Consider the following 25,269-nt stretch of genomic DNA (forward strand, 5'->3'; position numbering starts at 1 on the left):
TTCGGCCCCGCGTGGGGATGGGGTGAGAGGCATCGGTGGCTCTCAGCCGTCGAGCGTCCCCATGAACTCGGGTGCGTAGCGGTCGCCGGTGACCACGCCGTGCGGGGCGACCGCCTCGATCGCGGCGATGTCGTCGGCGGTGAGGGTCACGTCGGTCGCGGCGACGTTCTCCTCCAGGTAGCGGCGGCGCTTGGTGCCCGGGATGGCGATGGCGCCCTGGTGCTGGACCCAGGCGAGCGCCAGCTGGGAAGGCGTGACGTCCTTGGCGGCGGCGATCCGGCGGACCTCGCGGACGACGTCGAGGTTGCGGTCGAAGTTCTCGCCCTGGAAGCGGGGGTCGGTACGGCGCCAGTCGTCCTCGGCGAAGTCGTCGGGGCTGGTGATGGCGCCGGACAGGAAGCCGCGCCCCAGCGGGGAGTACGCGACCAGGCCGATCCCGAGTTCCCGCAGGGTGTCGAGCACCCCGTTGTGCTCGATTCCGCGCTCGAAGAGCGAGTACTCGGTCTGGACGGCGGTGAGCGGGTGTACGGCGTGGGCGCGGCGGATCGTCCGCGCGGACGCCTCGCTCACGCCGATGTGGCGGATCTTGCCCTCGGCGACCAGCTCGGCCAGTGCGCCGACGGTCTCCTCGATCGGCACATTGGGGTCGATGCGGTGCAGGTAGTACAGGTCGACATGGTCGGTGCCCAGGTGTCGCAGCGAGCGTTCCAGGGCCCGGCGTACGTACTCGGGCCGGCCGTTCAGGCCGAGCGCGCGGCCGTCGTCGGTGATCTCGACGCCGGTCTTCGTGGCGAGGACGGCGGCGTCCCGGCGCCCGGCCAGCGCCTTGCCGAGGAGCTGCTCGTTGACGAACGGGCCGTAGCTCTCGGCGGTGTCCAGCAGCGTGACGCCCAGCTCGAGCGCGCGGTCGATGGTGGCCAGCGACTCGGCCTCGTCGGTGGTGCCGTAGAAGGCGCTCATGCCCATGCAGCCGAGGCCCTGTGCTCCGACGGTCAGGCCCTGGCTGCCCAGTGCGCGCTGTTCCATGGTGGTTCCCCTTTTCCGTAACTAACTGGATAGATACATGACCGTAGACCGGCGGGCCGCCCATGTCAATAACTAGATAGTTACTTGCTAGGGTGGTGGACATGCCACGGGACTCCAGCGCCACCAAAGCCCGGCTGCTCGACGCCGCCTTCAACGAATTCGCCGCCTACGGCATCGCCGGTGCCCGGGTGGACCGGATCGCCGAGGCCGCGGGGGCGAACAAACGGCTGATCTACGCCTACTTCGGCAACAAGGAGCAGTTGTTCGACGAGGTGCTGCGACGGGCCATGGCGGCGGGCGCCGAGGCGGTGCCGTTCGACGTCGACGACCTGCCCGGATACGCGGGCGCGATCTTCGACCACCTCGTCGCCCGGCCGGACCTGATGCGCCTACGCCTATGGAAGCTCCTGGAACGCCCTTCCGCCACCGGGCTCGAACTGGACGCCTTCCTGCGCAAGACCGCCGCAGTGGCCGACGCGCAACAGCGTGGCGGCCTCGCCCGGGAAATGGAGCCCGCCGATCTCCTGACCATGGTGCTCGCCGCGGCCCAGGCATGGTTCTGGGCCGCGGAAGGCGCCGACGCGGCGGAGAGCGTCCCGTCGTGGTCACGGCAACGGCTGGCGGAGCATCGCGCGGCGGTCGTCGAGGCGGCTCGGCGGATCAGCGAGCCGAAGAGTGGTGGGGAGTAGCAGCCTCATCGGGCTGGACTGTGCACGATCTCGCCGCAGCCGCCTGCCAGATCGTGTCCATCGTCTACCGAGTGGCCCTGGTTCAGGTGTGAACGGGCTCGCTAGTTGGCACCAGGCCACGTTCACGACCTGCACTGATGCCAAGTAGCTTCAGCGGCCGGAGCCGCAGAATCAGCTGAATAGTTGGCACTTTGGTACAGCGCAGGTCATGAGGCGTGTGTCGCCATAGCTGGGCCAAAGATCTTCGGCGGCGACAGCCTTGATATGAACGCGGCAACCACATCGCCGTGTTCCTGCGAGGCGAGAAGCTGTGCTGGACGGCAAGCCGTACCGCTCGCGCCAGTATGCGTCGGTCAGTCCATGGCAGAGGGAACAACAACACCTCCCGCTCCCACTTGAGCTACCCGCCGAGCTCCCGTGAGACGGCTGTGTCCACGAACGCGGACCCGTTGTCGACGTAGATCGACTCCGGGACGCCGCGGGGCGACAGGGCCGGCCGCAGGGCGGCGGCGAGGCGGACGGTGTCCTCGGCGAAACCGAGCTGGGCGATCGGAACGTCGCGTCGTCGCCACCGAAGCGCGGGACCATCGTGTGGAGGCCTAGGCGTCCGGCCTCTATGCCGGTGCCGCCGTGCAGCGGGCGGGGACCGCAACGCGATACATGTCGGCCACCAGCTCCCGCCGTGAGTGCCAGTTGGTGGGGGAACCGTACCCACCGCCAGAACTGACGCAACGGGCGTTATGTCAATTCCTGCGCAGGGCGGCCGACAGCACCGCCACGGTCGGACTCACAGCTCCAGAAGCAGGTCCAGTGGCACTTCCCGCCCCAGCCCGATCTCGGACCAGATCGTCTTGCCCTGGGGGCCATAGCGAGTGCCCCACATGGCGGTGAGCTGCGCCACGAGGAAGAGGCCCCGTCCTCCTTCGTCCTCGCTGCCGGCGCGGCGGAGATGCGGAGAGGTATGGCCCCCGTCCGAAACCTCGCAGATCAGCGTGCGGTCGGCATCCCGAAGCAGGCGCAGGGAGACCGGGGGGCGGCCGTATCGGATCGCGTTGGTGACGAGCTCGCTCACGACCAGTTCGGAGACGAACGACGCGTCATCCAGCCCCCACTCCTCCAGCTTGCCTCGGACGAGTGCACGGGCTCCGGCCACCTCGGCCGGGTCGGAGACGACATGCCAGAGCGCCATGCTGTCCTCGGGGAAGGCGTGGACGCGCACCAGCAGCAGTGCAGCATCGTCGTCGGCGGATCCCTGGGCGCGCAGAGAGACGATCTCGTCGCACGCTTTCTGCAGGGACCCGGTCGAGGCGTCCAGCACGCCGCACAGGTCCGCCACTCCCTCGTCCACGTCCCGGCCCCGCGCCTTGACGAGTCCGTCGGTGAACAGGGCGAGCACAGTACCCTCGGGGAACTCGAACTCCACACTCTCGAAGGGCAGCCCGCCGATACCCAGCGGGGGGCCTGTCGGCAGGTCAAGCGCTTCAGCCTGTCGGGCCCCTCTCCCACGGCCGGTGACAACCGGCGGGAGGTGGCCCGCGCTGGCCATGGCGCACGTGCGGGAGGTGGGGTCGTACACGGCGTACAGACAGGTCGCCCCCAGCGCCCTGTCCGTCCCCTCGTCGCCCGGCGCGCGGTGTATTCCGACTCGCGCCTGACCCACCAAGTCGTCGAGCCGGGTCAGAAGTTCGTCCGGCGGCAGGTCCAGGGCGGCAAGTGCCCTCACGCTGGTGCGCAACCGTCCCATGGTGGCCGCCGCGTCCACTCCATGCCCCACCACGTCGCCGACCACCAGCCCGACCCGGGCACCCGACAGCGCAATCACGTCGTACCAGTCACCCCCGACTCCCAGAGGACCGATGGTGGGGATATAGCGGTGCGCGAGTTCGATTCCGCTCGGTTGCGGTAGCGCTTGCGGGAGGAGGTCGCGCTGGAGTTTCAGCGCCGTGGTGTGCTCGCGGATGTAGCGGCGAGCGTTGTCCACGCACACCACGGTGCGCGATGCCAGTTCTTCGGCGAGGGCACGGTCCTCCTCGGTGAAGGGCGCACGGGGCGGCTGCCGCAGGAAGGTGACCGTGCCGAGAGCAGTGCTGCCGAGGAGCAGAGGCAGGGACAGTAGGCGTTGGTGCGCAGTCGTCGATCGGCTGCCGATGACACCCAGCATCTGGTCACTTTGCGCAATGGACTTGTCACTCCTGGTGCGCTCCGCCATGAGGCGTAGCCCCGCCGGTGCAGCGGAAGCCGAGGGCGGGGCTTCTTCTCCGGCCAGGACCGATTCCGCGACCTCGATGCGTACGGAGTCGGCGAACTCCGGAACCACGAGCCCCGCGAGCTCCTCCGCCGTTTGCCTGACGTCGAGCGTGGTACCGATCCCGCTGGCTCGGCCGAGCAGTGCCAGGCGAGTCTGTGCCTCGTAGCGGTCGGTGATATCGACGGCCGCCTCGCAGATGCCCAGGGGGTGGCCCGCGTCGTCCTGCAGACGGAAGTACGAGCACGAGTAGACCTGGTAGGGCTCGGAGGCGGCGGGGGTGGGCCCGCGCCAATGGACGTCGAGCACGGCTTCGCCGGTGTGCAATACCTGCTCCAGCACCTCCTCCATCTCGTGGTAACCCGGAGGGGAGAGGATGGTGCCGTGCGGATAGAGCACGCTGTTGGGCTGGCCCAGCCATTCACCGGCTTGCCAGCCCATGACCTCCCGCACGACGTCGTTGACCCATATGAGGCGGGTGTCAGGGTCGTAGACGCTCAGCCCCACGGGAGCCTGCGTGAAGAGCCCGGACAGCATCGACTGGTCGGTCATCCACTCCTGATAGCGGTCGCCGGCCGCCGCCATCACGACCCAGGCGGGCCCTCCCCGGTCCTTCTCCACCCGCTCCACCGGAAAGATGCGCAAGACCGTCTCCACCAGCGACCCGTCCGGGCGTCGAACGGTACGGCTCTCGGTCCGGGAGCCCCCGGGTGCCGGTGCCCTCGCTGCCCCGAACCCTTGCAGCGTCTCGGCCCGGGCCCGAACGTCCCGCAGAACCTCGCTCACCGGGCGACCGAGCACATCCCGGGTGTCGGCACCGTAGAGGCTGTGGGCTCCAGGACTCCAGCCAGCCACCCTCCCCTGCGCATCCACCACGATCATCGCTGCCGTGGTCGTGTCGAAAGGGTTCTGATGACCGGTCTCGCGTGATGCGCGCATCGTGGCCATGCGACCTGCCCAGTACTGAAATGTCTGAAATAAGGCTACGCCTGGACACCCCAGCACGCCTTAGCCGCAGGTCACCGCCACCTCGCACCGCCCCCGGCTGAAGCGGGCACCTCTCTTCTGACCGATTCGCCCGGCGCGAGATCGTCAGTCAGACGTCTTTGCCCGTCAGAAGTCTGTACTCGATGTGCCGGAATGCGAGTTCGGAATCTCCGGGCGAGTTCTTGCTGCCGAGCCAGCCGAGAAGGATTGCCGCCGGCACGGAGATTAGTCCCGGGGTGTGGAACGGATACCAGACGAAATCCATCGCTGGCAGCAGCGCGTACGGGGATCCGGAGACGGTGGTGGAGAAGACCGTGAGCACGGTGCAGAGCAGCAGCCCCCCGTACACGGACCACAACAGCCCTCGGCGGTTGAACCCGCGCCAGAAGAAGGAGAAGACCAGCACAGGAGCCACACAGGTCGCGGCGACGCTGATCGAGAACGTGGCCAGGAACTCGACCGAATAGCGATGGGCGGTGGCGGACAGTGCGAGGGCCGCGGCGCTCAGCCCGACGACAGCCACCCGCAGGGTGCGCACTTCCTGGCCGGCGGTGCGGGGGCGGTGTTCGGCTCGTGCGAACACGTCGTGGGCGAGGGAGACGGCGGCAGCGAAGGTCATGCTCGCCATGGTCGTGAGTACGACGAGAAAGGCGACGTACGCCATGACGGTGATCAGCGTGACGCGCGCTGTCGAGCCGCCCTGCAGGACGCCCGAGGCCAGCAGCACCGAGGCCGACTGCCCATTGGCGTCGACCGCACTGATCTCGCGGCTGCCCACCACGGCCGCCGCCGCGAAGCTTGCCGTGATCAGGAGGAGGAAGAAGACACCGGTCAGTGCCACGGCGATGCTCATGGACCGCCGTGCCGAGCGCCCCGTGCGGGACGCGCCGACGCGCAGGATCAGATGAGGCATCGCGGCCGTGCCGAGGATCATGACAAGGTGGTCGCTGAGCATGTTGAGCGGTCCGATGCTGGCGATGTGTGCCCAGAGCCCCGGGGCCAGGTAATCGTGCGGCGCCACGCTCCTGTCCACCGCGGCCGAGATCAGACGTCCGGGGTGCCACGAGAAGATCCTCAGGGCCAGCACGGTGACCAGCGCAAGCGTCACCAGGGTGATGACCACCTTGACGACCTGCATGCGACTGGTGCCTCGCAGATCCGCCACCACGGTGAAGCATGCGACGAGGACGCCCATGAGTACCGTGCATAGCTGCTGGACCGTATCGGTCGAATTGCCGATCAGGAGGGCCGCGATGATGCCGCCGGCCCGCAGCTGAAGCACGAGCAGGGGCATGATGACGGCCAGCGTCACCACGGCGGCGGCCACGCGCGGCTGTGGCCCAGGGGCCCGCAGGGCGTAGAGGTCGCCGAGCGTGTAACGGCCGCTGTTGCGGATCCTTTGAGCCAGGAGCAGCAGTACACCGAGTGACAGGGCAGCGTCGATGGCGGAGATGAACCCGTCGTAGCCGAACAGGGCGATGCCCCCGGACGTCGCGAACAGTGAGAGCACCGAGATCTGCTCGCCCGCCATGGCGAACCCGTTGAAGACCGGCGAGAGGGACCCGTCGGCGATGTAGAGGCTTTCCGGGCGGTCGTCGTCGTACGTGGCGAGGGTGAAGACCCACAGCAGAGACGTACCGATGAAGACGAAGAAGGCGACCAGCACGGGGCCTCTGGCGTCCGAACCGATCGGGTCGAGTACGCCCGAGCTCAAGGTGTGCAGGGTCACCGCTTCACCGCCACAACTCGTCGACCGGAGAAGCACCCGACGTCCCGGCCTGGGGCATGCCGGACGTCAGGGACTGCTCGATGGGATCACACAGGAGCGTCGCCTGCTTCTCGTACCGCCAGGCCGTGGCGACGAAGACACCGAGTTGCAGGACTCCCCATACGACACCCAGCGTGAGCCGCCCGTAGACAGGGACCGCGGCGACGGCGGCGACGCAGGACAGCACGACGCCGACGGCGAGGGGCACCGCGTTGACGGCAAGAAATACACGCTGGGCACGATGCACGGCTTGGCTGAGGATTTCACCGCGTTGCAGATGGATATCCGTCGCCGCCTCATCGGGCGGCTTCGGAGCGGAGTAGGAGCGCACGGAACTCTCTTGTGAGTAAGGGTGCGGGGGTTCAGGACGTGGTCGCGGCGACCCAGGCGAGGCCTGGCGGCGTCGGGGGCGTCCGGACTGTCACGGGATGTCGGATCAACGTTGGATCCGTGGCACGGACACGCTGACGGCCTCTCGGCCGCAGCGTGTCCTTCACCCCCTGCCGTCCGGCCAGAACGGTCAGGCCACAGGCACCGCGCCTCGCCGGGCATTGCGCCGGCTTCCGTTGACCCGGTCGTTGAAACGGTCGACGGCCCAGATGGTGCGCAGTCCCAGCGGACCCATCATCATCGGACGAGGGAACTTCGGCTTCTTCATCCACAATCCCTCCAAGTCCTCGTGTCGCTCGCCGTCGACGATGAGATCGGCGATGAGGGTCCCGACGTAGGGCGCCTGAGCGAGCCCGTGACCGTTGCAGGCGATCGAGTAGAAGACGTTGTCCTCGATCTGCCCGGCCAGCGGAAGCCAGGACGAGGTGATGGCGATCCATCCTCCCCACGCACGCTCGATCGCGACGTCGGACAGAGCCGGGAACCGCGTCGCGAAGGCTTCTGCGAGTTCTTCGACGAGCGCCGGGTCCGGCTTCTTCTGCGGGAGTGGATACGTCGTGCCGCGCTCGAGCCGTCGGACGCCGAACACGATGGTGTTGCGCGACGTCAGCCGGTAGTTCTCCATGATGGCGTGCTGGGTGACCAGTCCTGACCGGCTGGTCCACCCCAGTGCCGCCAAACGGGCAGGATCGATGGGCTCGGTCTCCACCTCGATGACGTAGATGGGCACGGAGAGCCGTGGAGGGGTGATGTCCCACTCTCCCGCGTACGCGTTCGTCGCCAGGACCACTTTGTTCGCCCGCACCTGACCCTGAGGAGTGGTGAGGACTACCTGACCGCGGTCGCGGTCGCGCGTGACGTCGGTGACCTTCGTCTGCTCGAAGACTCGCGCGGACGAGCCGAGCAGTGCGCGGCGCACACCCAGGGTGAACCTGCCGGGATTCATCATTCCCCCGACCACCTCGCGCATCCCGCCGAGGAATCCGCGCGGGATTCCGAGCTCTTCGCTCGTGCCCAGCTCCACTTGGCAGCCGGCGCGCCGAAGAATCTTGGTCACACGGCGCACTCGGCCCATCTGTCCACGCGACACCGCCGCGAAGCAGTTGCCGGTCGGTTCGTAGTCGCAGTCGATGCCGTGCGTCTTGATGAGGTCTTCCACGTGATGCGCGGCGTGCTCGGCGAGTCGGATCATGCCGGGCATCTTCTTGCGGTAGAGCAGATCGAGAAGCTGGATGTCCCCGCCTGGAGCCCCCGCCAGTTGCCCTGCGTTTCGAGAGCTGGCGCCGTGTCCGCAGAACTCGGCCTCCAGGAGCACCACGTCCTGACCACGTTCGGCCAGTCGTAGCGCCGTCGACATGCCTCCGAGGCCGCCGCCGACAACCGCGACGTCACAGGTGAGGTCGCCGGTCAGTGCCGGCTGGATGTCCGCGGGCGGATCGACCCAGCCGGTGAAGGTGGTGTACTCCACGTTGTCGGTCTTCATTGATTGTTCCTTCCGAGCGTGCTCTGATCCTTGGTGCGTCGCTCAAGCCCGAGCAACGCTCTGTTCGTTCGAAGACGGCTCCGCACCCGTCGCCACGTTGTGGTTGTGCAGAGCGCGGTACGACATGAAGTACACGAAGAGCTGGGTTCCCCAAGTGGCGAGAGCGAGGGTGTAGAAGATGGTGCGGTACTCGTCGTCGCCCGAAATCGGGAAGAAGTCGTATGTGACGGCGATGGCGGTCCCCGCAGCGGTGGCGAGCGCAGCACCGATGGCCAGACCCTTGGCACGGATCTTCCAGAGCCGCCGCGCGAAGTAGGCGAGGAACAGGGTCGTGAGCGCGTTGACGATGACGTAGAACGTTGCCGGACCGACGTGAAGCTCATGGCCGCGGAACTGCTGGAGATACAGCCCGGCGGCGATGGCCAGTGCAAACGCGCCGATGTCGGCCGCCAACGTCGGCTTGTACCGGTGCGTGACGTGCATCAGGCCCATGACCAGAATCAGGGTGATGCCCACCGATCTCGAGAAGGCGTCGAAGAAGTACGCGATGTCGAACAGGAAGCTGCCCGGGTCGCCTCCGAGGAGGGACCAGACGAGGAAGTTCGAGCCGGACGTGGCGACGATCATCCACTCCAGGCCGAGCAGGTAGTTGTTGTAGCGCCGGATGAACTTCCATCCATAGAAGAAGCCGGCGAAGATCATCCAGAGATCGGCCAGCATGAAGACCAGTTCCTTCATGGTTCTTGTTCCTTTGTGTCTGGGCCCGATGTGCTGAGCAGGAAGCCAATCCGTGCCGCGGTCGCTGGGTTGCCTCAGACGTGGATGCCGTCGCAGCGAGGGGCTGGTTCAGGACGCGGCCCCTCCACGCGCATCCGCGGTCAGCCGAGCATGTGCTGCTCAAGCGCGGCCTTGAAGCCACCCTTGTGCCGCAGTCGTGACAGCACCGTCGCGAGGATGACCAGCGCCGGGAAGATGAGCGAGACAAAGTAGGACGTGGTGTATGCGTGAGCGCTCGGCACGTGGGCACCTTCGAGGAGGTAGTCCGAAGCCTTGAGGTTCACCATCGAGGGGGTCAGCTTGCCTGCCGTCATCCTGGCGACGTCCATCGAGTGGTACACGAATCCCGATGCGTTCAGCAGGATCGTGACGACTGCGGCACCGATCGCGATGCCGATGGCCATGACCGTACCGGGCATTGCGGCCGCCATACCGGCCTTCTCCTCCGGGACGACGATCTGCGGTATGGCGAAGGCGCCGCTGTAGCCGGCCCGGCTCCCCAGGCCGATGATGCCCGACGCGACGACGTACTCCCATGGCCGGTCATGAGCAACGGCCAGCAACAACAGGCCGACCGCGCAGACCGCAGCGCCGCCGATCAGGATGACGCCGGGGCGACCGCGAGCGATGAGCTTCTCGGAATACTTGCCGCTGATGAACATCGTCAGCGCGAACGGCAGCAGGATCAGGCTCGTCTTCAGCGGATCGTAGGCCAGGCCGTACTCCGCGAACTTCGTTGACCAGCCCGTCAGCCCACCGTTGGTCGAGACGGGCAGGCCGTTCGGGGTCTGGACGTAGTAGTTGGCCAGCACCAGGAACGCGGCATCGGTGCAGCCGAAAAACCCGGCCGACAGGCAGGCCGTGGTGACGTATGGCGTGCGCAGTACCGAGATGTCGAAGACCGGCTTTGCGGACCGGCGCTCCGCGAAGACCCAGGCGACCGCCGCAACCACGCCGACGAGGAGGATCATCGCGCTGTTCTTGCCGATGGTGCTGTCGGGCGGCGCGCTCAGGGCCAACAGGATGAGCGCCACCCAGCCGATCAGCAACATCGTGTTCACGACGCCCAGGCGGCCCTTGGACTGCGGCGGAGAGTTGGGCACGACCGCCAGCAGCGCGACGGTGGTGATGACGAAGAGCGCGGCCAGGATGTAGTAGAAGGGAGCGATCGACAGGCTCGGCAGCGAGCCGTCCGCGTTGAGGTGGGTAGGCAGTGGCCAGATCCGCACGGAGATCCCGCCGCCCACCATGCCCAGCACCACACCGCTCCCGGTGGCCATGACGAGGACCATGACCGCCGTCGACACGCCGTTGCCGGGCAGGTAGCGACGCAGGAAGCTCAGCGGCACGAACTGGGCAGCGCTACCGAAGCCAAGGAGCGCCGATCCGATCACCAAGGCGCCGTAGTTGTCGGCGATCGCTGGGATCAGTGCACCTCCGACGAGAAGACCGCCGGCGAGCAACGCCATCGCACGGTCACTCAGCATGTCGGTCAACCGTGGGATCAGCACGGATCCTGCGCCGCCGCCCAGCGTGAGTGCGCTGAAGATCCAGGTCGCGGCACTCACCGAGTTGTGCGCGTAACTGGAGGTGATCACGGGCAGGAGCGGCGGCACCATGAATGCCACCGCGTTCGTCACGGTGGCCAGCAGGGCGGCGACAGCGATCAATGCCCTCTTGTTGGCCGCGACACGGGCCGGAGCCTCCGCATCGCTCCGGCCGAGTGTTCCTTGGATGTCCATGTTCTTGGCCAGCTTTCTCAGACGTGGCCCGGCAGCCCGGCGCCGATGGCGGTGTAGTCGTCGCGGCTGAGCAGGTCCTTGGGGTCGGACATCTGCCCACCGACCTCGACCCAGCCGACGTAGTGCTCCGAGGACCAGTCGAGTGCTCGCTGGATCTCCTCCGGGAACGACCGGATCTGCTCGAGCGTGTAGGTGAGGAAGTGGTTCTCCTCGGGGCGCAGGAAGGCGAGGTCGTAGCCCGTCGACAGGCCGAAGCGGTGCTCGTCCGAGGTGGTGTTCTGGCCACCACCGTGGTAGGTGGAGCCGATCCAGACGAGCGCCGAGCCGGCCTTCATCACCGTCGGGACCGCCTCCTCGAGTCGCGGCGCGCGCTCGTCGTCCCACAGATGCGAGCCCGGAATCACGAGGGTGCCGCCGTTCTCGGCGGTGAAGTCGCTGACCGCCACCATGATCTGCACCCGCGCTTCGCGCTGATAGGTGGGGTGTCGCCACAGCCAGACCGAGTCGTCGCGGTGGAGCGGCTGCGCGCCCTGGCCTGGGCCGATCTTGATGGCCATCGTCCCGCCGATGTGCATACCGGCCGGAAAGGGTACCGACTCCTCACCCATGTGGACGTTGATCGGCTTGCTGAGGATGCGCTCGGCGACGCCTCGGAACAACGGGTTCAGCGCGATCGTCGCCATGTGCTCGGTCCGCGCGAACAAGCCGCATGCACGCTTGGTCCTGGCGCCGGCGAACACCTCGTCGTGGCCCGTGTCGACCCCGTCCAGCACGGGGTCAAGGTCCTTCTTGATGCCTTCGATGGTGGCCTCGTCGAAGAGTCCTTCGATGATCACGCCGCCGTCTCGCATGATCACCTCGACCGCGGCGTCTGCGGTGGCGTCGGGGGTGAGACGAGCGAGTTCGCTTTTCGTCATGACAGGTCCGTTCTTTCGCTGAGGCTGGGCCGCGCCGGAGCGGCGGCGAGCCGACCGTGTGATGCGCCCCGTACGCTAAAGCCAAGTTAGTCAGCTGTTCAAGACATATGACTAAGAAAGTTCCCGATCGGCCGCAGCGACCGCCGGCCGCAGGTAAAACAGCTAGGCTGGGGGTTGACTTAATCAAGCGTCCAACTGTGTGGGCGCCTTGCACCAGGAGGAATTCGTGGCACGGATCTCCGTCGCGCAACGGCGTAGCGACTTCATCAACGCCGCCGTGGAAGTCATCGCGGTCCACGGCATCGACGGCGCTACGACGCGGCGGATTGCCGAGCAGGCTCAGGCGAACCTGGCGATGCTGCACTACTGCTACGACTCCAAGGAGGACCTCTTCGCCGATGTCTACGAGTTCGTAGCCGGCAGGTACCGCGATCTGGTCAAAAGCAGTGATCCGCACTCCACCCTGGTGGACACAGCCCGCCAACTCCTACGCGGTGTCATGGAGTGGTACCTCGAGTCACCCAGCTTCACCGCGGCAGCGCTGGAACTCATCAACTGGGCACGGCGTCAGCACGGAGAGCGCGGTATCGCGGTGTACGACCAGGCCCTTGAGACGGTGCGCGCCGCGCTTCGCGGCGCCGCCTCAGAGCACCCGCTCGAAGCGGAAACGATCGATCAGATCGCCTATGTCATCGCCACCCTGGCCGACGGTTTCGCCCTGAACTGGTTGACCTACGGGGATCGGGCCGCCGCAACGGAGCAGATGGAAACCGCCGTCTCCGTACTCGAGAGCTGGCTCGCGGCTCGGCTCGGAACCACGCCCGTGGCACAGTGATTGCCCCATGAACGCCGCTGCGCTCGAACTACTGCCTCTTACGCGCGAGTCGGCGTTGCCAGGTACGGGCGGCGCGCCCCGGCGAACTCAAGTCAAGGATGTCGACGGCCTCTTGGGCCGCAGGTGTTCGTGGTGCAGCCGCTCGTCATGAGTGTGCACGGTGGGCGGCCCGGGTCGGGCCGCCCACCGGTCATGTGTGGTGCTGTTACAACGGCAGGTCGGGCGAGTCGACGCCGACGACCCGGTCGCCGCAGAAGACGCGCACCGACTCTGCCGGTCCGTGGCCGCCGATGCCGGCCGGGCCCCAGAAGCTCTGAGCCGACTCCTCACCGAGGTCGGCGAGCTTGGCGCCGTTGACGCGCACCTCGCCGGAGACGATGCGGGAGCCGACGTCGATCGCGCGGTCCGTGTCTGCGCCGAACACGTAGGCATCGAGGCCCGAGGGATTGGCGTTGGCGAAGCGCAACGCCTGTTCGTCGGAGTCCACGGCGTGCAGAGAGACGACCGGACCGAACAGCTCGGCGGTGGCCTGAGCGGGGTCGGCGCCGGCGGCGATCGTCGGCGACATGAAGAAGCCGTCGAGCCCGGGCAGCTGGGCGGGCCGGCGGATGCTCGCCCCGAGGTCACGCAGCCCCTCGATCCTGCTCTGGAGGGTCTGGAAGTGCGGCGCATTGGAGATCGGGCCGATCTCGACGTCCTCGTCGAGAGAGTGACCGACGACGAGCTTGGAGATCCGCTCGGTCAATGCCTCGAGAAGAGGGGCGACCAGGCTGCGGTGAGCGAGGATCTTGCCCGGCCCCTCACACCACTGACCGTTGAGCTTGGTCATGCCGTCGAGGATGCCGTCGGCGGTGACGTCGAGGTCGGCATCGTCCAGCACGAGCACCGGATTGTTGCCGCCGAGCTCCAGCTGCAAGACCTTGAAGTCCTCCGCGCCGGCCCGCGCGATGGCGCGGCCGGCACCCGGTCCGCCGGTGAACGAGACGATCTTGATGCGCGAGTCGGCAGTCAGCCTGGCGCCGACGTTGCCGCCGCCGTGCACCAGCTGCAGCGCTCCGCTGGGCAGGCCCGCCTCGAGGAAGCACTCGACGATGATCTGCGCGCTGCCGGGCGCGTGCTCCGAGGGCTTGAGGATGACGGGGCAGCCCGCCGCTATCGCGCTGGCGATCTTGGCCGCGGGAATGAAGCTCGGGCCGTTCCACGGCGTGAGGATCGCGGCCGGCCCCCACGGCACCTTGTAGAGGCGGACGTCGCGGCCGCCGGCCGCCAGCGCGGTGACGCGCGGGATGTTCACCAGGTCCGACGCCGACGCCCGGATCCTCGCGGGCAGGAAGGCCGCGACCTTGCGCGTGATGCTGATGGGTGTGCCGCTGGTCAGCGAGTCCGTCCGTGCGATGTCCTCGGCACGGGTCTCGATGGTCTCGGCGACGCGCTCGAGCATGCCGGCGCGCTCACGCCGGGCGTCCTCGTCCCAGCGGCCGATGTCGTACGCGCGTTCCGCGTGCTGCAGCGCCCGGTCGAGATCGTCGGGTGCTGTCGTGACGAGGCGGTGGATGGGCTCGCGTGTGTTGGGGTCGACGTTCCAGACGTCATCGACCGTCGGGCACTCGCTCCAGTCGTCGGCGATGTAGTTCACCGGCTGGGGGATCGTGATCTCGTTGCTCGCCATGGAGCTCACCTCTGCATTCACTCGTCGGTCAGGACTGGAGATCGACGACGATGCGGGTCACGTCACCCGACTTCATCGCCTCGAAGCCCTCGTTGATCTCGCCGAACGGGATGACCCGCGTCACCATCTCGTCGAGCAGCAGGCGTCCCTGCTGGTACAGGCGCGCGAGCTGGAGGATGTCCTGCCGCGCCTGACCCGAGCCCATGTAGGAGCCGATGAGTCGCTTCTCCTCGAAGAAGAAGTCCGACGCCGGGATGCTGAGCTCGGTACCTCCGGGCGCGATCCCGACCAGGCACGCGGTACCCGTCGGGCGCAGGAGGGCCACGGCCGTCGCCGCGGTACGGGCCGAGCCGACCGCCTCGAAGGAGTAGTCCACTCCGTCGCCCAACTGGCGGTGCAGTTCCGCGACAACGTCGCCGCCTGCGCCGTTGATGACGTGGGTCGCCCCGTAGCCGCGCGCGGCCTTGAGCCGTTCGTCGTCCAGGTCGATCGCGACGATCGCCGACGCTCCGGCGAGCCTGGCCCCCTGGATGATCGCCGATCCGACGCCGCCACAGCCGATGACCGCCACCGTGCTGCCCGGTCTTACCTGGGCGCCGCGGAAGACGGCGCCGACGCCGGTGACGACACAGCAGGACAAGAGGCACCCGACGTGCAGCGGTACGTCGTCAGGGAGCCGCACCAGAGCGTTCTCACGCATGAGGACGTGCCGGGAGAACGCCCCGATGTCGCCGAGCCGCTCGATCGGCCGACCGCCCGTGGTCTGGAACGCGGGCCGCGGACGGCGGCGTACCTCCTCGACACGTCGGCACTGGGTCGACCGTCCTGCCTCACAGTTGGTGCAGCGGCCACAGGAGGGAGTCAGCGCGCCGACCACGCGATCCCCGGGACGCAGGCCGGACACCTGCGCCCCGACCGCCTCGACCACGCCCGCCACCTCGTGCCCGACCACGACCGGCAGGCCGCTCGGAACCGTCCCCGTCATGTAGTGCAGGTCGCTGTGGCACAGCCCCACGTTCGTGACCGCGACCCGCACCTCGTGCGGCTCCGGGTCGTCCACCCGAATGACGGTCAGCTCGAGCGGCTCGTTGACTGCGGTGAGTACCGCGGCCTGGGTGTCGATCATGTCGACGTCCCCTCTGTCGATTCCTCTGGCACTGGTCTGTTGAAGGTGATGGCGAGCTCAGGGCGAGGCTTACGCGCCGGTGCCCCTGGCGGACCAGAAGCCCTTGATCCCCGCACTGAGGACTCCGCTCTCCCACGCCTTCTTCGCAGCGAGGTCCTCACGGACGAAGGCCGCTTCGACCTCCTCTGCCTGAGGGCGCAGGAGAGCCAGGTGAAGGGCCGTCGTGTTTCCCTCGGGCGTCCACTCGATGACGGTGTCGATGGCCCGGCCGATCAGGGCGTCGGGCTCGACGATCTCGTCCAGGAGTCCGATCCGCAGCGCCTCCTCGGCGCGGATCCGAGGCGATCCGAGCACCATGCGCATGGCATGGCTCCCGATGAGACGCCTGAGCAGCACGCTGGACGCGTTCGAGATCGTGATGCCCCGACCGTTCTCCGGCTGGTAGTACTCCGTCGCCCGGGTTCCGATGCGAGCGTCGCAACACAGGGTGATCTCCGAGGCTCCCCCGACCGCAAGTCCGTTGACAGCCGCGACCACGGGTACCTGTGTCTCCAGGATGGCCCGGGTGATGTCGTGGAAGCTCTCGAACGCCTCACGGACCTCAGCGTCCGTGGTCGGCGCGCTCTGCAGGTCCTCACCCGCGGAGAAGGCCCGCCCCTCGCCGGTGAGGACGATCCCGCGCACGCTCTCGCCGGTCCCGAACTCGCGGATGACGGTTGCCAGCCGCAGCCGGGTGGCGACGTCCATGGCGTTGAGCTTCTCCGGACGCCGGAGCGTCAGCACCGCGACGCGCCGCATGAGGTCGACGTCGAGGAATTCTCCGCCGGTTGAGGCACGTGCCACCGTCTTGTTCCGTCGTGCACCGAGGTCGTAGGTCACGCCGGGATCGTCTACGGCGCGGGCCTTGAGGGCCGCCTTGGAGATGCGTTCGGACGGCGTCCGGGGGAAGTCGGCGACGAACTCCACGTAGCGCGGCACCTTGAAGCGAGCGAGCTCCTTGCCGACGCGCTCGACGATCTCCTCGGCCGTCGCACGATTCCGCGGCACGTCGGCCGCCAGCTGGACGAAGGCCTTGACCTCCTCACCGAGGGTCTCGTCGGGTTCGGCGACGACCGCGGCCGCGACGACCACGTCGTCGCGCTCGAGGGCGGCCTCGACCTCGACGCTCGCGACGTTCTCGCCGCCGCGGCGCACCATGTCCTTGATCCTGCCCACCAGCTGGATGCCCTGGTCGGGCCGGCGGACGACGACGTCACCGGTGTGGAGCCAGCCGTCGCGCAACACCCGGGCCGTGTCCTCCGGGCGGTTCCAGTACCCGCTCATCATGGGCTTGCCCGAGATGACCAGCTCACCGGGATCGCCGGCCGGCACCTCGGTACCGTCGAGGTTGACGACACGGACCTGCTTGGTCGGCACCGGCCGCCCCAGGCTCCCGCTCCCGACGGCGCCGGCATCGGCGAACGGGCTGAACAGGTCGACACCGGACTCGGTCATCCCGTAGATCTCCCGCCACGGCGCGCCCCATCGCTCCTCCAGCTGCGCGTGCAGGGAGACGGGAATGCCCGAACAGAGCACTTGACGCACGGCGTTGTCGCGGTCCTCGGGCGTGGGCGGCTGCTTGAACAACAGCGTGGGCATAGACCCGAGGACGTAGAAGAACGTCGCGCGGTGTTGGCGGACGTCCGCCATGAAGGTCGACGCGGAGAACCGGGACAGCACGACCAGCGGGGCCCCGATCGTGAGAGCGAGCGCCGTGTTCCACTGCGGGTCCATGTAGGAGAACGGCTGCGCCGTCAGGAGCACGTCCTCGGTGCCGAGTCCGGTCGCCGCCGCACAGATCCAGCCCAACCGGACCCAGTAGTCGTGGGTGAGCATGCACGCCTTGGGGAAACCGGTCGTACCGGAGGTGTACTGCAGGTTCGCCAGCGTCCCGGCCTCGACCGGCACCGCCGGCGCCCTCCGCGGAAAGGGCTCTGACCCGTCGTCGGCGACGTCGACGACACGAAGGCCGGCGAGCCCGTCCTCGGTTGCCATGACGTCGGCGATCAGCCCGGCCCGTTCGGAGTCGGTGAACGCGACGCGTGCACCCGAGTCCCGGAGGACGAAGGCGAGGTCGCCCCGCTGGTAGGAGGAGTTGATCGGCACGGCGACCGCTCCGGCCTTGAGTGCAGCGAGCCAAATGACCGGCCAGTGCACGACGTTCGGGAGCATGATCGCGACACGGTCGCCCGGCTGTATGCCGTCGAGCTCGATCAGCCGGTGTGCCAGCCGGGAGGTCCATTCGTCGATGGCGGCAAAGCTCCATGGCTGTTCGCCGAAGCGCAGGAACTCCCCTTCCGGTGAATCCTGTGCGCGCCGCGCCAGCAGCTCGGTCAGGGTCGGGATGGCGGGGTCCTCACCGATCTGTCCGGGCTTCACGACCGGCAGCGGATGCGAGTTGGTGCGACCGGCCTGCTCGGCTGCCACGTTCTCAGTCATCGCAAGCTCCTGTGCATCTGTTCACCGCAGTGGGCCGCAAGCAGCTCCGCCGCGGCCTGGACGATCCACGTCATCGTCGGGTCTGCGCTCTTCATCCACTCCGGGTGCCACTGGACTCCAAGCACTGGAGCACCGGGGAGCTCGACCGACTCGGTCACGCCGTCGCTCGTCCGCCCGGTCACCACCAGCCCGGCGCCGCAGCGGTCGACGGCCTGGTGGTGCCAGGAGTTGGTCAGCGCGTTTTCGCCGAACAGGTCGGCGGCGATCGATCCCTTCTCGAAGGTCACGAGATGATCAACAGTGCCGTCGGTCGGCGCAGCCTCTGCCGACAGGTGGCTCACGGAGCTGGGCGGAAGATCGGCGATGAGCGTGCCGCCGAGGGCGACGTTGAGCACCTGCATGCCGCGGCACACACCCAGCACGGGAATCCCCCGCTCCAGCGCGGCTCGGACGAGCTCGATCTCGTACTCGTCCCGAGCCGCGTCGTGGACCATCGGATTCATCCGTGGATCGATGTCGCGGACCACTGCCGTGTCGCCGCCCCAGTACGACGGATGGACGTCCTGTCCGCCGGTGATCACCACACCGGACAGCCACTGACAGATTTCCTTCGCGTCGGTGTCGTACGACAGGTGCACCGGAAGCGCACCTGCCTGCGCGATCCGGCTCGCGAAGTCCGACATGTAGCTGTCGGCGCAACGGTCGCCGCACCGCTCGTCGGCTCCCTTGATCAGTTCCAGCCGGTACCGCCGTCCGGTGATGCCGATCACCGGACGGACCGTCACGGCCTCCTCACGCGCGCTCACGGCAGTTCGAAGTAGCGAGCCGACTCCCACTCCGAGAGCTCGGAGAACGGGTCACCGCCGGCGGTGTGGAACTGCATCCACTCCCACTTGCGCGACGCGATCCAGAAGTCGACGAACTCGTCGCCGAGGAGCTCGCGCAGGATCGGGTCGGCGTCCAGGGCCGCTGCGGCCTTCGTGATGGTGTCCGGGATCCGGTCGATGCCCAGGCCCGGCGGCAGGCACCACGCCATGTCGGTGACCTGCTCGGGCGGGGCGATCTTCCGCTCGACACCGGCGATGACGCCGGCCAGCACGCCTGCGAGCGCGAGGTAGAGGTTCGCGTCCGCGCCCGGGAGGCGGTACTCGAGGCGGGAGTACTTGGGGTGTCCGCAGACGGCGCGCACCGCGGCGGTCTTGTTGCTGATCCCCCAGCTGATCGTGACCGGCGGCCCACTGAGGTCGACCAGCCGCCGGTACGACGTGATCTGCGGCAGCACGATCGATGTGTTGCCCTCAATCGTCGCCAGCAGCCCACCGATGGCGTGCAGCATCGTGTCCGACGGTCCGTTCTCGGCGTAGAACGCATTGGCGCCGTCGCGCTGCAGGGAGAGGTTGATGTGGGATGCCTGGCCGTAACCGGCGGTGGGCTTGGCCATGAAGGTCACGCTGTGCCCGCGCTCGAACGCGACCTCGCGCATGATCTGGCGGGTCCGCGCCCAGGCGTCGCCGACCTTGATCGGGTCGCCCGGTGCGATGTTGAGCTCGATCTGACCGGCGGCGTCCTCGTCGTTCCAGGCCTCCCATTCGATGCCGACCTCGTCGAGGCGGTCGGCCACGGCGTTCATGTAGTCGATCCAGTCCTGCGACTTGGCGAGGTGGTACGCCGTACCCGCGCTGCCGCCCAAGGGGCTCAGGTCACGGTACCCGCGGGCGCGCGCCTCGTGGATCGACTCCTCGAAGACGGTCGCCTCGATCTCGACCGCGACGGTCGCGGTGAATCCGAGCCCAGCCAGACGCTCGACCATCTTCCGCACGAGGTTGCGCGGACAGATCGGGACCGGCGTCCCGTCCTTGAGCCAGTAGTCGCCGATCACCGAGTCCAGGCCCGGCTTCCACTCGACCAGGGTCGACATGTCGGGACGGAGGTAGACGTCGTCGAGGTGGCCACGCCAGGCGGGGAAGGCGGAACCGAAGACGGGAGCGTTGCCGAGGTCAAGGCCGAACAGAAGATCCGCGAAGGCGAAACCCGCGTCCTTGCCCGCGGCGAACTTCTTGGGCGAGACGTTCTTGCCGAGGAAACATCCATCGTGGTTCGTCGCCTCGAGCCGGACGGCTCGCGCGCCGGAGTCGCGGAGCGGCGCGCTCGTGGCCGTGGTGGCGAGTTCAGACATCGTAACGAACCTTCCAGGAGGCGCCGGCCATCACGGACAGCTGGGACATGGTGCCCTGGATCCCCAGGGCACCCGAGGACAGGACAGCGACGAGGTCGTCGGCACCGGAGAACACGCCGGCGAGCGTCTCGGGAGCTCCGGCGACCAGGTACTGCGTGGGGCCGTCGCCGAGCACGGCCTGCTCCAGACCCTCGGGCCCTTCGGTGACCGCGATCAGCACGTCGGGAATGCCCGGCAGCGAACGTGTCGCGTCCCAGAACCGCTGAGCGGCATCACGCCACCCGGGCAGCGGAGGCGTGAGCGCCTGCAGGACGCCCCCGGCCAGGTCGGTGTCACCGGAGGGGTCCGCCGTCGGCGCGAAGCGCGCGTTGAGGTCGACGGTGACGGCGGCGTCCGGCTCGACCAGCACGCCGCTGGAGACGTCGATTCCGTTGTCACCGAAGGTGATCGTCGCGGCCTGAGGCGTGTCGTGGGATCGAATCGCAACGGTGCCGGTCGACCTGTTCAGGGTGTCGAGGGCATGCCCGGTCCGGGCGGAGTCGCGCAGCGTGCGGCCGATCAATCGCACGAGGGGACTGGCATCGTCCTCGATCCTGACGTCGACTTCCGCGGCATCCGCAGAGGTCGACGTGGGGGCCGTCATGGTTTCGGCCATCCTTCGGTCCTTTCGACTTCACGAGCCACGCGACCTGTATGGGCGGCGCATGGTCTCTGGCAATCCGCGATTTCTTAGTCATGTGACTCAATCGCGTGACTAGGATGTTGGGGCACGGTTCACAACGTGTCAACACCTTCCTTGCCACCTCGCCGGAAAGGCCCCCGCGCATGACCAAGCCAGTCCCACCGAGCTGGGAGCCCCTCGACGCCGACGCGCTGCTCGTCGCCCAGGCGATCGCCGAGACGCTGACCACACCCGTCCGTGAGCTCGGAGCCCAGGCGGCGCGCGAGCTGCTCGCGAGCACGCCGTCCGACCGTCCGCTGACGCCCCTCGACCGGGTCGAGGCGGTGACCGTCCCGACCCGTTCCGGACCACTGCGCGCGCGCCTGTACCACCCAACCGGCTCGCCGGCCAAGGACCCGCGGCCGGCGCTGCTGTATCTGCACGGCGGCGGATTCGTGCTCGGAACCCTCGACGGAGTGGACGAGGTGTGCCGCGCCATCGCCGCTCGGTCCGGGTGGGCGGTGCTCTCCCTGGAGTACCGGCTCGCCCCGGAGCACCCCTACCCGGCGGCCTTCGAGGACTCGCTCGACACGCTGGCCTGGCTGCGCAAGTCAGCCCTGGATTGGGGCATCGATCCGGACATGATCGCCGTCGGTGGCGACTCCGCAGGCGGCAACCTCGCCGCTGCGCTCTGCCTCCACCTCCGGGACCGCGAACACCCGCTCCCCGTGGCGCAGGTCCTCGTCTATCCGGCAGTTGACGACCGGTTCTCCACGCCGTCCTGGACCCAGTTCGCCGACGCGCCCCTGCTGACCACAGCCGATGCCCGCTGGCTCTGGAAGCAGTACATCGGCCCCGGCCGCCAGGGCGGCGTCGATCAGTACGCCGCCCCCATGAAGGCTGCGTCTCTGCGTGCGCTGCCGCCGACCCTAGTCCTCACCGCCGAGGTCGACCCGTTGCGTGACGACGCCGAGGCGTACGCCGAACGACTGCGACACGACGGCGTACCCACTACCGCCATTCGCCACTCGGGCGTGTTCCACGGCTTCTTCACCGAGGTCGGCGTCTTCGCCAAGACCGACACAGCGATTGACGATGTGGCCCGGCATCTGCGCGACATCACCGCCGCCCGCGCCGCATCGACTTCTTGACGGCCGCCGGGCATTGACGAGGTCACCGTCCGTAGCTACATTCTTAGTCATTCGACCTAGACAAATGACTACCTCCGTGCTGTCCGTCAGCCCCTGGACGACGAGAAGGCAGAGACCATGACTGACACCTCCTCCACGGCCCCGATCGTCGACGTTCTGTGCGTAGGCGCCGGGTTCTCCGGTTTGTACGCCGCCTACAAGGCGGCCGCGCAGGGCTGGACGTTCGCTGGGTACGAGACCGCCCCCGACGTCGGCGGCACCTGGTTCTGGAACACGTATCCCGGCGCCCGATGTGACGTCGAGAGCGTCTACTACTCGTACTCGTTCAGCGAGGAGCTCCAGCAGGAGTGGACCTGGAGCGAGCGCTTCGCTCCGCAGGCAGAGATTCTGAGCTATATCAACCACGTCGCCGGCCGCTTCGACCTTCGTCGGCACTTCCGGTTCAACACCAAAGTAATCGCGGCGAACTGGCTTCCGGACGAGCACCTCTGGGAGCTGACCCTCGACTCCGGCGACACCCGCCGTGGTCGCTACCTCCTGGCCGGCTCGGGCGGACTGTCGACGCCGAAGGACTTCGACGTGCCCGGCCTGGAGAACTTCACCGGGTTGACGGTGTCGACGAGCCGCTGGACGATTTCGCTCGACGACCTCGCCGGCAAGCGGGTCGCCGTCATAGGCACGGGATCGTCGGGCGTGCAGTGCATCCCGCTCATCGCCGAGGTGGCCGACCACCTGACCGTATTCCAGCGGACCCCCAACTACGTCTTCCCCGCGCGCAACGCTCGACTGCCCGCACAGACAGTCGCTGAGATCAAGAGCAACTACCCCGCCATCCGCGAGGTTTGCCGCCAGTCCCTCGGCGGAATCCCGGACCGCCCCGTGACCGACTGCGCCTTCGATGTCTCCGACGAGGAGCGTCAGGAGCGCTACGAGCGGGCCTACGAGCGCAGCGGGTTCCTCGGCGTCGGCGCGGAGTTCGCCGACCTCCTCACCAATCCGGAGGCCAACGAGACCGCGGCAGAGTTCGCGCGTCAGAAGATCCGTCAGATCGTCCGTGATCCGCGGACCGCGTCCCTGCTCGAGCCCCGGTTCCACCCGCTGGGTGCCAAGCGGAGCTGCTTCGGAACCGACTTCTACGAGACGTTCAATCGTCCGAACGTCTCGCTCGTTTCACTGCGTGATGAGCCGATCGCGACCCTGACCTCCGACAGCATCGTCACCGAGCGCGGCTCCTACGACGTTGATGCCGTGGTACTGGCGATCGGTTTCGACGCCTTCACCGGACCACTGTTCGCGCTCAACGTCACGACGCCGGAGGCGGGCACGCTCCGGGATGCATGGAGCGACGGCGTGCGCACCTACCTGGGCATCATGACCGCCGGATTCCCCAACTTCTTCATGATCGGCGGCCCCCAGAGCCCCGCGCTCGCGAGCAACGTCGTCGTGACGATCGAGCAGGCGGTCGACTGGATCACCGATCTGATCACCCATGCCAAGGCCGAAGGCTGCGATGTCATAGAACCCGCCACCGAGGCACAGGACGACTGGGTGAGCATCACCGAGGCCACGGTCAACCAGACGCTGTACGCGACCACCGACTCCTGGTACCGCGGCTCCAACGTGACCGGCAAGCCAAGCACCTTCCTCGGCTACGTCGGCGGCGTCGGCAAGTACCGCCGCATGTGCGCCGAGATCGCCAAGCGCGACTACCCCGGCGTCAGGATCGGCGGACAGGCTGTTGCCCCCGGGATCGGCCGCATCGATGAGGAGATCGCGTGAAGGTCGTCCACCAGCGGTACGTCGCCTACTCCGACGCCCACTACGCCGGCAACCTCGTCGACGGTGCGTTCAGCCTGAAGTTGTTCGGTGATGCCGGAACACACTTGGCGATCACCGTCGACGGCCACGAAAGTCTGTTTGCCGGGTACTCCTCGGTCGAGTTCCTCGCTTCGGTCCGCGGCGGCGACGTCATCGAGGTCGAAGCGCGCCTTGCTTCGAAGGGGACCCGGAGCCGGACCATCGACTTCGAGCTGCGCATCATCTGCCGATCCTTGGACGAGACCGGCCGAGCCGAGGTACTGGCCGAACCCATCGTGGCCACCCGGGCGCGAGGGACAGGTGTCGTGCCGGCCGACGCGTAGCGACGACAGTCAGCCAAGCGTCACTTGGCGCGCGTACCAGTTCCAGCACTTCCGGCGGTGTCCTGGGGACCGCCTTGCGCGGCTCGGGGACCAGCGCGGCGAATCCGCGACTGCGGTAGGCGCGGGTCCACCGGTCGATCGTGCCCCAGGACACCTTCACCTGCCGGCCGAACGGATCCGTGTGTTCCTTCGCTGCCAACTCGCATGCCAGACGGCCTCGTTCGCGGGTGGTCAGGGTGCTGTCCAGCAGGTCCTGGATCAGGGAATAGCGGAACAGACCGACCTGCCGGGCCTTCTCCGCCCGGCGGCGGTCCTCGTCCTCGCTCGATGTCATGCGCGGTATGCGCGGCAACCTACAGTGCCACCAGGCGAGCGACGGCTCGCTGCCGCCGGACCGTCGGACGACAGGTCTGACGCAGGGTGCCGACTATCCCGCTTTTGTGCCAACCAAAAAGCTTCGTCACACGCCTGTGACCAGGATCGGTAGTTGACACTAGGCAACGTTCGCAACCTGCGCTGATGCCAACTAGCTTCAGCAACCGGAGGCCCGGAATCAGAGAGATAGTTGGCACTTTGGTACAGCGCAGGTCACAAGGGGTGCCGCCGCACTTGGGCATCCAATCCAACTAGCCCCCTCGGCTGCGACGAGGGCGGCGCGCTCCAACTCCTGGTCCATGCCGCAACTATCGGAAGCACCCCACGACCCGGTGGCTGAACAGGTCTGGGTGCGGAGGCCGTCCGGCGGTCGAGCCCCCATTTTCAGCAACGCAACGCTCTGAACAGGCCAAGTTCCATTGTCTGCTCGCATGGGACGTAGAGGATGGTCAGAGAGGCATCAAGAGAAACTAGAGAATGACATGCTTATGAAGGGTTAGTGTCGACGCGGGCGGGCCAACGGACCGCTTCTTCACCGAATCGGTGGGGCCCACCGCGCGGCGGGCTTGCTTGCCGCGGGAGGTCCCGAGAGCACGACGAGTGCGGGGACGCCGGTCCCCGTTGCCCACTACT

At 67.7% G+C, this 25,269-nt stretch carries 20 protein-coding genes; 5 read left to right on the forward strand and 15 right to left on the reverse strand.

Annotated features, from left to right (window positions below; genetic code table 11):
* Positions 1–42 precede the first annotated feature (42 nt).
* Entirely contained in the window at positions 43–1,026 is a 984-nt protein-coding gene (locus BEK98_RS26625) for an aldo/keto reductase (RefSeq protein WP_094219204.1), read from the reverse strand.
* Between the two features lie 101 nt (positions 1,027–1,127).
* Here BEK98_RS26625 and BEK98_RS26630 point away from each other — a divergent pair, with 101 nt between their 5' ends.
* Positions 1,128–1,715: a TetR/AcrR family transcriptional regulator gene (locus BEK98_RS26630; RefSeq protein WP_094219205.1), complete on the forward strand. Its 588-nt coding sequence runs from the start codon at positions 1,128–1,130 to the stop codon at positions 1,713–1,715.
* Between the two features lie 787 nt (positions 1,716–2,502).
* Here the strand turns inward: BEK98_RS26630 and BEK98_RS26640 are convergent.
* From BEK98_RS26640 to BEK98_RS26670, 7 genes are all read right to left on the reverse strand, one after another.
* Positions 2,503–4,908, reverse strand: a complete 2,406-nt coding sequence (locus tag BEK98_RS26640) for a SpoIIE family protein phosphatase (RefSeq protein WP_094219207.1) — start codon at positions 4,906–4,908, stop codon at positions 2,503–2,505.
* Positions 4,909–5,056: 148 nt separating this feature from the next.
* A complete protein-coding gene (locus tag BEK98_RS26645; RefSeq protein WP_244201993.1) occupies positions 5,057–6,661 on the reverse strand; it encodes a sodium:solute symporter family transporter in 1,605 nt (534 codons plus the stop codon).
* A 19-nt stretch (positions 6,662–6,680) separates the two neighbouring features.
* Complete coding sequence (locus BEK98_RS26650; protein ID WP_094219208.1) at positions 6,681–7,046, reverse strand: hypothetical protein; 366 nt, start codon at positions 7,044–7,046, stop codon at positions 6,681–6,683.
* 189 nt (positions 7,047–7,235) lie between these two features.
* A complete protein-coding gene (locus BEK98_RS26655; protein ID WP_094219209.1) occupies positions 7,236–8,588 on the reverse strand; it encodes an NAD(P)/FAD-dependent oxidoreductase in 1,353 nt (450 codons plus the stop codon).
* A gap of 42 nt (positions 8,589–8,630) precedes the next feature.
* Positions 8,631–9,326 (reverse strand): transporter, encoded by a 696-nt coding sequence (locus BEK98_RS26660; RefSeq protein WP_094219210.1) that lies wholly within the window; start codon positions 9,324–9,326, stop codon positions 8,631–8,633.
* A 140-nt stretch (positions 9,327–9,466) separates the two neighbouring features.
* The gene (locus tag BEK98_RS26665) at positions 9,467–11,107 is read right to left on the reverse strand and encodes an MFS transporter (protein ID WP_094219211.1); all 1,641 of its coding nucleotides are present in this window, start codon (positions 11,105–11,107) and stop codon (positions 9,467–9,469) included.
* Between the two features lie 17 nt (positions 11,108–11,124).
* Positions 11,125–12,024 (reverse strand): phytanoyl-CoA dioxygenase family protein, encoded by a 900-nt coding sequence (locus BEK98_RS26670; RefSeq protein ID WP_094219212.1) that lies wholly within the window; start codon positions 12,022–12,024, stop codon positions 11,125–11,127.
* Positions 12,025–12,250: 226 nt separating this feature from the next.
* On the opposite strand from BEK98_RS26670, the gene BEK98_RS26675 reads away from it, so the two are divergent.
* A complete protein-coding gene (locus BEK98_RS26675) occupies positions 12,251–12,859 on the forward strand; it encodes a TetR/AcrR family transcriptional regulator (protein ID WP_244201994.1) in 609 nt (202 codons plus the stop codon).
* A 205-nt stretch (positions 12,860–13,064) separates the two neighbouring features.
* Here the strand turns inward: BEK98_RS26675 and BEK98_RS26680 are convergent, their stop codons facing one another.
* The 6 genes from BEK98_RS26680 to BEK98_RS26705 form a co-directional block, all read right to left on the reverse strand.
* Positions 13,065–14,528, reverse strand: coding sequence for an aldehyde dehydrogenase family protein (locus tag BEK98_RS26680; RefSeq protein WP_094219213.1), 1,464 nt, complete (start codon positions 14,526–14,528; stop codon positions 13,065–13,067).
* A gap of 28 nt (positions 14,529–14,556) precedes the next feature.
* On the reverse strand, positions 14,557–15,654 hold the full coding sequence (locus tag BEK98_RS26685; protein ID WP_094219214.1) for a Zn-dependent alcohol dehydrogenase: 1,098 nt from the start codon (positions 15,652–15,654) through the stop codon (positions 14,557–14,559).
* A 69-nt stretch (positions 15,655–15,723) separates the two neighbouring features.
* Positions 15,724–18,132 (reverse strand): AMP-binding protein, encoded by a 2,409-nt coding sequence (locus BEK98_RS26690; protein ID WP_094219215.1) that lies wholly within the window; start codon positions 18,130–18,132, stop codon positions 15,724–15,726.
* On the reverse strand, positions 18,129–18,902 hold the full coding sequence (locus BEK98_RS26695; protein ID WP_244201995.1) for a gamma-glutamyl-gamma-aminobutyrate hydrolase family protein: 774 nt from the start codon (positions 18,900–18,902) through the stop codon (positions 18,129–18,131). The genes BEK98_RS26690 and BEK98_RS26695 overlap by 4 nt, the downstream gene beginning before the upstream one ends.
* A gap of 32 nt (positions 18,903–18,934) precedes the next feature.
* The gene (locus tag BEK98_RS26700) at positions 18,935–20,308 is read right to left on the reverse strand and encodes a glutamine synthetase family protein (protein WP_094219217.1); all 1,374 of its coding nucleotides are present in this window, start codon (positions 20,306–20,308) and stop codon (positions 18,935–18,937) included.
* A complete protein-coding gene (locus BEK98_RS26705) occupies positions 20,301–20,951 on the reverse strand; it encodes a hypothetical protein (protein ID WP_208643236.1) in 651 nt (216 codons plus the stop codon). Before BEK98_RS26705 ends, BEK98_RS26700 begins: the two co-directional genes overlap by 8 nt.
* A gap of 182 nt (positions 20,952–21,133) precedes the next feature.
* On the opposite strand from BEK98_RS26705, the gene BEK98_RS26710 reads away from it, so the two are divergent.
* The 3 genes from BEK98_RS26710 to BEK98_RS26720 all read left to right on the forward strand — a co-directional run bounded on the left by BEK98_RS26710 (position 21,134) and on the right by BEK98_RS26720 (position 24,261).
* A complete protein-coding gene (locus tag BEK98_RS26710) occupies positions 21,134–22,120 on the forward strand; it encodes an alpha/beta hydrolase (RefSeq protein WP_094219219.1) in 987 nt (328 codons plus the stop codon).
* Between the two features lie 117 nt (positions 22,121–22,237).
* Complete coding sequence (locus BEK98_RS26715) at positions 22,238–23,899, forward strand: flavin-containing monooxygenase (RefSeq protein ID WP_094219220.1); 1,662 nt, start codon at positions 22,238–22,240, stop codon at positions 23,897–23,899.
* On the forward strand, positions 23,896–24,261 hold the full coding sequence (locus BEK98_RS26720; RefSeq protein WP_094219221.1) for a hotdog domain-containing protein: 366 nt from the start codon (positions 23,896–23,898) through the stop codon (positions 24,259–24,261). The genes BEK98_RS26715 and BEK98_RS26720 overlap by 4 nt, the downstream gene beginning before the upstream one ends.
* Here the strand turns inward: BEK98_RS26720 and BEK98_RS51325 are convergent.
* The gene (locus tag BEK98_RS51325) at positions 24,158–24,595 is read right to left on the reverse strand and encodes a helix-turn-helix domain-containing protein (RefSeq protein WP_107428295.1); all 438 of its coding nucleotides are present in this window, start codon (positions 24,593–24,595) and stop codon (positions 24,158–24,160) included. The two genes, BEK98_RS26720 and BEK98_RS51325, sit on opposite strands and share 104 nt — an antisense overlap.
* Positions 24,596–25,269 lie beyond the last annotated feature (674 nt).

This window comes from Streptomyces diastatochromogenes, assembly GCF_002242805.1.
In the GTDB taxonomy this organism is placed as follows: Bacteria; Actinomycetota; Actinomycetes; order Streptomycetales; family Streptomycetaceae; genus Streptomyces; species Streptomyces diastatochromogenes.

What these genes read in the sequence shown, in the direction of transcription:
- BEK98_RS26625 (WP_094219204.1), bottom strand. Translation starts at nt 1,026, where the DNA reads ATGGAACAGCGCGCACTGGGCAGCCAGGGCCTGACCGTCGGAGCACAG.
- BEK98_RS26630 (WP_094219205.1), top strand. Translation starts at nt 1,128, where the DNA reads ATGCCACGGGACTCCAGCGCCACCAAAGCCCGGCTGCTCGACGCCGCC.
- BEK98_RS26640 (WP_094219207.1), bottom strand. Translation starts at nt 4,908, where the DNA reads ATGGCCACGATGCGCGCATCACGCGAGACCGGTCATCAGAACCCTTTC.
- BEK98_RS26655 (WP_094219209.1), bottom strand. Translation starts at nt 8,588, where the DNA reads ATGAAGACCGACAACGTGGAGTACACCACCTTCACCGGCTGGGTCGAT.
- BEK98_RS26660 (WP_094219210.1), bottom strand. Translation starts at nt 9,326, where the DNA reads ATGAAGGAACTGGTCTTCATGCTGGCCGATCTCTGGATGATCTTCGCC.
- BEK98_RS26665 (WP_094219211.1), bottom strand. Translation starts at nt 11,107, where the DNA reads ATGGACATCCAAGGAACACTCGGCCGGAGCGATGCGGAGGCTCCGGCC.
- BEK98_RS26670 (WP_094219212.1), bottom strand. Translation starts at nt 12,024, where the DNA reads ATGACGAAAAGCGAACTCGCTCGTCTCACCCCCGACGCCACCGCAGAC.
- BEK98_RS26680 (WP_094219213.1), bottom strand. Translation starts at nt 14,528, where the DNA reads ATGGCGAGCAACGAGATCACGATCCCCCAGCCGGTGAACTACATCGCC.
- BEK98_RS26685 (WP_094219214.1), bottom strand. Translation starts at nt 15,654, where the DNA reads ATGATCGACACCCAGGCCGCGGTACTCACCGCAGTCAACGAGCCGCTC.
- BEK98_RS26690 (WP_094219215.1), bottom strand. Translation starts at nt 18,132, where the DNA reads ATGACTGAGAACGTGGCAGCCGAGCAGGCCGGTCGCACCAACTCGCAT.
- BEK98_RS26700 (WP_094219217.1), bottom strand. Translation starts at nt 20,308, where the DNA reads ATGTCTGAACTCGCCACCACGGCCACGAGCGCGCCGCTCCGCGACTCC.
- BEK98_RS26705 (WP_208643236.1), bottom strand. Translation starts at nt 20,951, where the DNA reads ATGACGGCCCCCACGTCGACCTCTGCGGATGCCGCGGAAGTCGACGTC.
- BEK98_RS26710 (WP_094219219.1), top strand. Translation starts at nt 21,134, where the DNA reads ATGACCAAGCCAGTCCCACCGAGCTGGGAGCCCCTCGACGCCGACGCG.
- BEK98_RS26715 (WP_094219220.1), top strand. Translation starts at nt 22,238, where the DNA reads ATGACTGACACCTCCTCCACGGCCCCGATCGTCGACGTTCTGTGCGTA.
- BEK98_RS51325 (WP_107428295.1), bottom strand. Translation starts at nt 24,595, where the DNA reads ATGACATCGAGCGAGGACGAGGACCGCCGCCGGGCGGAGAAGGCCCGG.